A 6,142-nucleotide genomic window follows, 5' to 3' on the forward strand; every position below is an offset into this window, starting at 1 on the left:
ACGTCGGCGAACAGCCCCGATTGCATCCAGTCACGCAGACTGCTGTCAGATGGGTGCGGACCGGGCTCTGGCATGTTCGAGTCTCCTGAGCGGGCCACGCGCAGGCATGTGCAGCCCCGGGTCGATCAAAATGGCAGGCCCAGTGTCAGGTCTAGACCAGCGAGCGACGATTCTGCAACCGGGAGAAGCATGTGCGAAAACGGCAAGAGATAATGCGACATAAATCGCACAATGGCGACTGCGCAAACTGCCGATCAATCAACGCGCGAGTCCTGAGCCATCGTGACCGCCTGCGCCGCATGTGATGCTGTTGTCCCCGATCTGGCGGACCGTACAGACCGGATTGCCACCAATGGTGAGCGTCGCCCCACCCTTGACCGCAATCCGCACAGGTCCGTCGATTGACACCCGCGCGGTGACCGGACCCTCGCCCGTAAAATCAAGCGAAGTCATGGCAAGCCCCGCGCCTTCGATTGTGCCGTCGCCCAGCATGGTGACACGTCCCGTCTGCGCCTTGCCGGCCACCACCATACGGCCCGACCCGTTGAGGCTGAGCGTGGCGGCGGGGCTGGCAATGCGATCAATCTCCACCAGACCGGTGCCGTCCAGTGTCGCGCTCGCCTTGTCGCCGCGCAGCTGATCAATCCGCAGGTTGCCGTTGCCCAACACCGCAACCGCGCTGATGGCGCGCGCATTGAGCACGACATGCAGCTCTGGTGCAGGTTCGGACGGGAGGTTGCGCGCTTCGGCGGGCGCATTTCGCCGGGCGCGACGCACATAGACGGTGTCGCCCTGCACCCGAATGGTCAGGGCTTCTAGCGCCCGTGGATCGCCCGTCGCGAACGCGAAGGGCGCGGTGTCAGAGCGAATCTCGACCGATACATCGCCTTCCACCCGCACCCGATCAAACGCGCCAAGGGTGAAGCGGCGCTCAGCCGCGTGCGCAACATCTGCGCACCCGAGTATTGCCAAAACCAGAAGCAGCCAGCGCATCATGCGTGTGCCTGCCCCCACTCGACCCAACCCAGAAACTTGGGAGTCCTGGGCAAATAACGCGCGTCACCATCGCCCAGCCGGAAGCCCGCAGCGCTGAACTGCCCGGACACCGGGCGGGTGAGATGGCAGCCCCCGGCGATTTTCTTCCACACAGGCTCGATCCTGCGCTGCCATCTCGCTGCGGACGCATCCGGCGCGCGTCCATGTTCAAGGAACAAGATTGTGCCACCCGGCTTCAGCACGCGCCGCATCTCGGCGAGCACGCGGCCCGGATCCTGAACCGAACACAACGTGAAGGTGGTCATCACCGTGTCAAAACTCGCGTCGTCAAAGGGCAGCGACTCGGCAACACCTGCACGAAAATCCACGTCCAGACCGGCCGCCTGCGCTTTTGCCCGCGCGGCATCGAGCAAAGCCGGAGAAGGGTCGACGCCGGCAAGGCTGGTCAACCGGGCGTGATCATAATGCGCGATGTTGATGCCGCCACCGCAGCCCAGTTCAAGCACCGCGCCCGTGGCCTGTGGCACGACCCTCGACCGCGCGCGCTCAACCGCCGGCTGACTGCAGCAGAAGGTGATCATCCGCGGCATGATGTGCCGGTCCCAGAAATTCGGTGGGGTGGCTGCAATCTGGCCTTGCGATACGCTCACCTGCGGTTCCCTCGCACCGGCGCAGGATGCACCTTCATCAAAGAGTGTCTAGCATGATCGAGCGCACCGCAACCGGTTTCGCACGCCGGAATATGGCCCCACTTATCCGCAGCTCATCGAGCCCGACCCCATCGCCTTGCTCTTGCACTTGGCCGAGCCCTTGATCGTGACATCGCCCGAGCCCATCAGGCTGGCATCGACCGCGCCATCCGATGCCATAGTGACATCGCCCGATCCGGCGATGGAGATATCGACCGCATCGCTGGTGAAGCCTTCACCCAGCACGCTGCCTGACCCGGCAATTGAGATATCGGCCGCATCGGCGCTGCCCGCCAGCCGGATCGACCCGCTGCCCGCGATAGAGCCCTTCAATGTCTTGGTCACGATCTGAGCAATGTCCGCGTCGCCAGATCCCGCAATGCTAAGCTTAACGCTGTCGCCTGCCATGCGATCCACCTTGGCCGCGCCAGAGCCTGCCAGTGCCAGTGCGCGCAGCGCCGGGGCGCTCACCTTGACAGTCGCTTCACCCTTGCTGCGCCCCAAACTCCAGTTGGACGGCTTGCGGCGAATGCTGAGTGCGCCATCCTTGACCTTGAACTGCAGCGCTTCGATCGCTTTCGGATCGCCGCTCGCGGTCACCGCATGGGCACCTGTGGTGAAATCCAGATCGTCGGGTCCTGCCACCGTGATCGAGTCGAAAGGTTCGCCAGCCCAGCTGCTCGTCCAGCCTTCGTCCGAATTTACGTCGGATTCAATCAACGATTCGGCGCTTTCGACCACGCCGCAAGCACCGAGCGCAGCGCACGCGGCGATCAGGGCAGCACCAGCTTTCCAGGTTACGGTCATTGCGAACTTCCTTTACCAGACATGTGTATTGCTGTGTTAATACACATGTCTGTGTGGCAGCGCAAGCGCTGCGATGTCAGGCCGCCCTAGCCCGCAGCATCAGGATCGCCGATCTTGTCCTGGGTGCGCGTCTCAAAATCGCTGGCCTCATGCCGCTCGTGCAGCTGTTCTTCCGCCGGGCCCCAGCTGCGGTTGACCATTCTGCCACGCTGTACTGCAGGGCGTGCAGCGATCTGTTCCGTCCAGCGCATAAGATGGGCATATTCATGCACCTGCAGAAACTCGGCGGCTTCATACACGGTGTTTGAAACGACCGCGCCATACCAAGGCCAGATGGCGATATCGGCAATCGAATAGCTGTCGCCCGCCATATAGTCATGGTCAGCCAGATGCCGGTTCAGAACATCAAGCTGGCGCTTCACCTCCATCGTGAAACGGTCGATACAATATTCGATCTTGAACGGCGCATACGCATAAAAATGGCCGAAACCGCCGCCCAGATACGGCGCGCTGCCCATCTGCCAGAACAGCCAGTTCAACGCCTCGGAGCGCTTTGCGGGATCAGTCGGCAAAAATGCCCCGAATTTTTCGGCGAGGTAGAGCAGGATCGAACCCGATTCGAACAACCGCGTCGGAGTCGGCGTGCTGCCATCCACCAGCGCGGGAATTTTCGAGTTGGGGTTGATCGCCACAAAATCGCTGCCGAACTGCGCGCCGCTGCGAATATCGATCAGCCAGGCATCATATTCTGCGCCGGAATGGCCCGCTGCGAGCAATTCTTCCAGCATGATGGTGACCTTTACTCCGTTCGGGGTCGCCATCGAATAAAGCTGCAACGGGTGCTTGCCGACGGGCAAAATGTGATCATGCGTCGCCCCTGCGACCGGTCGGTTTATGTTCGCAAACGCGCCACCGCTTTCCTTCTCCCAGGTCCAGATGGCAGGAGGCGCATAGTCTGCGGGATGATTTGTCATGGGTCGCGTTTCCTGTAGCTAGATTGCAAAACAAGAAAGGGCGGCCATCGCTGACCGCCCTTACCTGATTTTCACCTGATCAAGAGATCAGGGGCTGCTGGGCTCATCATCATCAGCGATGATGATGATGCCGCCGATGACAGCAGCTGCAGCAACCACACCGATAATGATACCGGTGGAGCCTTCTGCTTCGCTGTCTTCGCTTGCGATGCTGGCGGTACGGCTGACCGAAGTCGCCACCTGTGCCAGAACCGGTGCGCTGACCATGGTGGTCAGTGCAAGCGCAGCCAGTGCGGTCTTTGCAAGTTTCATTAGTATGTCCCTTCAGACGTGCTGCTAGCGATGGCTGTATTTCATATGCCGCTTGCTATTGCAATATGACTTACGCGCCATCAGAAAAATTCTGTCGTGCATTTCAAATGCTTCGTCGCAATCAAATAACCTCAAGCATTCCCAGACCAGCGAGATCTGCAGGAGCAAGCGACAGCGTTTGGGCAAACGGCACGCTATTGGTCAGCGCATAAAAACGTGCTGCGAGCGTTAACGACAGGCCCATATCGCTGTAGAAATCCAGATAGGCGCGATGCACCGGATCGTCTGCGGCATAGTCCGCTGCCTCGCGACCATTCTCGTCGCGCCAGCTGTGCACGACAAACTCGGCGCGCGAATCAGCCGATCGGCGGACCCCGGCAAGGAACAATTCGACCGCGCCGGAACGCACCGACCCACCGGCCGGAACAACCGTTTCGATTCGCGCTGCACGCACCATCCGGGCCAGTGCAAGATTGGCGTCGTCATCAGCAGACCCGGGGCATTCGACCATCCGCAAGGTCCGGATTGCCGGAAAGCCAGCGAGCATCGCGGCAAAGTCGCTCGGGCTCTCGCTGTCGATCAGGCCATGCAGTTCCACCGTGTGCGCATCGACCACGATGAATGGACCGAAGCTGGCATTAAGCATGGAGGGTTGTGCGCCCCACGCATCGTCCGTCGCAAACGCCGCCGCATCGATTATGAGCGTCTCGGCGGCGCGCGGCACATTCGCCTGCGCAGCCGACCCGAGCGCCATAAGCGCTGCCAGCAGCAAGCTGAGATGACGAAGCGGGAAAATGGTGGTGCGCATATCTGACAATTCGCTCGCAGGATGGATGACATCACAGCCATCGCAGCTTCGCTTTGCCGAGCTCTTGCAGAATATGGTGAGCAAAGAGGGTTAGGGCCGGATTAGCGGGCCGCATCACGTCAACCAAGGCACTGTAGTTGCGCGATTGTTTTGGCGGACATGGTAAATCGCCCAACGCATCTCCGCAAAACCATGCGTTTTTATCGTTGCGCGTGAATTGGCTCTCGACTCCCCCGCGCTGGCCCGGCAAAGTCCACGCGGAACAAAAGGGGGGCAGCGATGGTCGCCATCGTCAGAACTGTGGCCTATCTGGGGCTTGAGGCGCGCAGCGTTGAGGCGCAGGTGCAGATCGCGCCGGGGCTGAACAAGGGCATTGCCATCGTTGGCCTGCCCGACAAGGCGGTTGGTGAAAGCCGCGAGCGGGTGCGCGCCGCCATCGCCGCGCTCGGCCTGTCGCTGCCGCCAAAGCGCATCACGGTCAACCTGTCGCCTGCGGACCTGCCCAAGGAAGGCTCGCATTACGATCTGCCGATTGCGCTTGGTCTGCTCGCCGCGATGGGGATCATCGATCCCGAACTGCTCAGCGAGTATGTCGCGGTCGGCGAACTGGCGCTTGATGGACGAATCGCGGGCTCGCCGGGCGTGCTGCTTGCAGCGCTGCATGCATCATCGGTGGACTGCGGACTGATCTGCCCGGCAGCGCAGGGGGCAGAGGCGGCATGGGCAGGCGGCATTGATGTGATCGCCGCGCCCGACCTGTTGACCCTGCTCAACCACCTCAAGGGCCATGGTCGGATCGCCCCGCCCGCGCCCGGCATCGCCGAAGAACCGGTGCGTGGCGCTGACCTCAAACAGGTCAAGGGGCAGGAGACGGCAAAGCGTGCGCTCGAGATTGCCGCCGCCGGGGGGCACAATATGGTGATGATCGGGCCGCCAGGCGCGGGAAAATCATTGCTCGCCTCATGCCTGTCGGGGATATTGCCACCCTTGACCGCCGAAGAGGCGTTGGAGGTCTCGATGGTCGCCTCGGTTGCCGGAACGCTGGAGGGCGGACGGATCAGCCGCGCGCGACCGTTCCGCGCGCCCCATCACAGCGCATCGATGGCCGCGCTGGTCGGCGGCGGGTTGAAGGTGCGGCCGGGCGAGGTCTCGATGGCGCATCTGGGCGTCCTGTTTCTCGACGAATTGCCCGAATTCCAGCGCGCTGTGCTCGATTCGCTGCGCCAGCCGCTGGAGACCGGCGAGGTCTCGGTGGCGCGTGCCAATGCACATGTCACCTTCCCGGCCCGTGTCCAGATGATCGCGGCGATGAACCCATGCCGTTGCGGCCATCTGGGCGATCCGGCACTCGGCTGCTCGCGCGCGCCGCGCTGCGCTGCAGATTATCAGGCCAAGGTGTCAGGCCCGCTGCTCGACCGCATCGATCTGCATGTCGAGGTTGAAGCCGTCACCGCCGCCGACCTCACATTGCCTCCGCCCGCCGAGGGGTCGCAGCAGGTCGCGGCCAGAGTCGCCACCGCCCGCGCGCTGCAAACCGCGCGCTACGCAGGGATCAA

7 protein-coding genes are annotated in these 6,142 nt (G+C 62.3%); 1 reads left to right on the forward strand and 6 read right to left on the reverse strand.

Features of this window, described 5'->3' with window-relative positions; genetic code table 11:
• Window positions 1-258: 258 nt before the first annotated feature.
• The 6 genes from ACEW8G_RS07540 to ACEW8G_RS07565 all read right to left on the reverse strand — a co-directional run bounded on the left by ACEW8G_RS07540 (window position 259) and on the right by ACEW8G_RS07565 (window position 4,586).
• Window positions 259-996 (reverse strand): GIN domain-containing protein, encoded by a 738-nt coding sequence (locus tag ACEW8G_RS07540; protein ID WP_373487816.1) that lies wholly within the window; start codon window positions 994-996, stop codon window positions 259-261.
• Window positions 993-1,646, reverse strand: a complete 654-nt coding sequence (locus ACEW8G_RS07545) for a class I SAM-dependent methyltransferase (protein WP_373487817.1) — start codon at window positions 1,644-1,646, stop codon at window positions 993-995. Before ACEW8G_RS07545 ends, ACEW8G_RS07540 begins: the two co-directional genes overlap by 4 nt.
• Before the next feature lie 102 nt (window positions 1,647-1,748).
• A complete protein-coding gene (locus ACEW8G_RS07550) occupies window positions 1,749-2,492 on the reverse strand; it encodes a head GIN domain-containing protein (RefSeq protein ID WP_373487818.1) in 744 nt (247 codons plus the stop codon).
• A gap of 86 nt (window positions 2,493-2,578) precedes the next feature.
• Window positions 2,579-3,466: a glutathione-dependent disulfide-bond oxidoreductase gene (gene yghU, locus ACEW8G_RS07555; RefSeq protein WP_373487819.1), complete on the reverse strand. Its 888-nt coding sequence runs from the start codon at window positions 3,464-3,466 to the stop codon at window positions 2,579-2,581.
• 87 nt (window positions 3,467-3,553) lie between these two features.
• A complete protein-coding gene (locus ACEW8G_RS07560; protein ID WP_373487820.1) occupies window positions 3,554-3,778 on the reverse strand; it encodes a hypothetical protein in 225 nt (74 codons plus the stop codon).
• Between the two features lie 121 nt (window positions 3,779-3,899).
• Window positions 3,900-4,586, reverse strand: a complete 687-nt coding sequence (locus tag ACEW8G_RS07565) for an alpha/beta hydrolase (protein WP_373487821.1) — start codon at window positions 4,584-4,586, stop codon at window positions 3,900-3,902.
• A 279-nt stretch (window positions 4,587-4,865) separates the two neighbouring features.
• Between ACEW8G_RS07565 and ACEW8G_RS07570 the strand changes: the two genes are divergently transcribed.
• Window positions 4,866-6,142, forward strand: a 1,277-nt coding sequence (locus ACEW8G_RS07570) for a YifB family Mg chelatase-like AAA ATPase (RefSeq protein ID WP_373487822.1), incomplete at its 3' end; no start/stop codon positions are given.

The organism is Blastomonas sp., from assembly GCF_041747255.1.
Classification (GTDB): domain Bacteria; phylum Pseudomonadota; class Alphaproteobacteria; order Sphingomonadales; family Sphingomonadaceae; genus Blastomonas.

Excerpts from the sequence above, each read along its gene's own strand:
- ACEW8G_RS07565 (WP_373487821.1), bottom strand. The coding sequence starts at position 4,586 with ATGCGCACCACCATTTTCCCGCTTCGTCATCTCAGCTTGCTGCTGGCA.
- ACEW8G_RS07540 (WP_373487816.1), bottom strand. The coding sequence starts at position 996 with ATGATGCGCTGGCTGCTTCTGGTTTTGGCAATACTCGGGTGCGCAGAT.
- ACEW8G_RS07550 (WP_373487818.1), bottom strand. The coding sequence starts at position 2,492 with ATGACCGTAACCTGGAAAGCTGGTGCTGCCCTGATCGCCGCGTGCGCT.
- yghU (WP_373487819.1), bottom strand. The coding sequence starts at position 3,466 with ATGACAAATCATCCCGCAGACTATGCGCCTCCTGCCATCTGGACCTGG.
- ACEW8G_RS07560 (WP_373487820.1), bottom strand. The coding sequence starts at position 3,778 with ATGAAACTTGCAAAGACCGCACTGGCTGCGCTTGCACTGACCACCATG.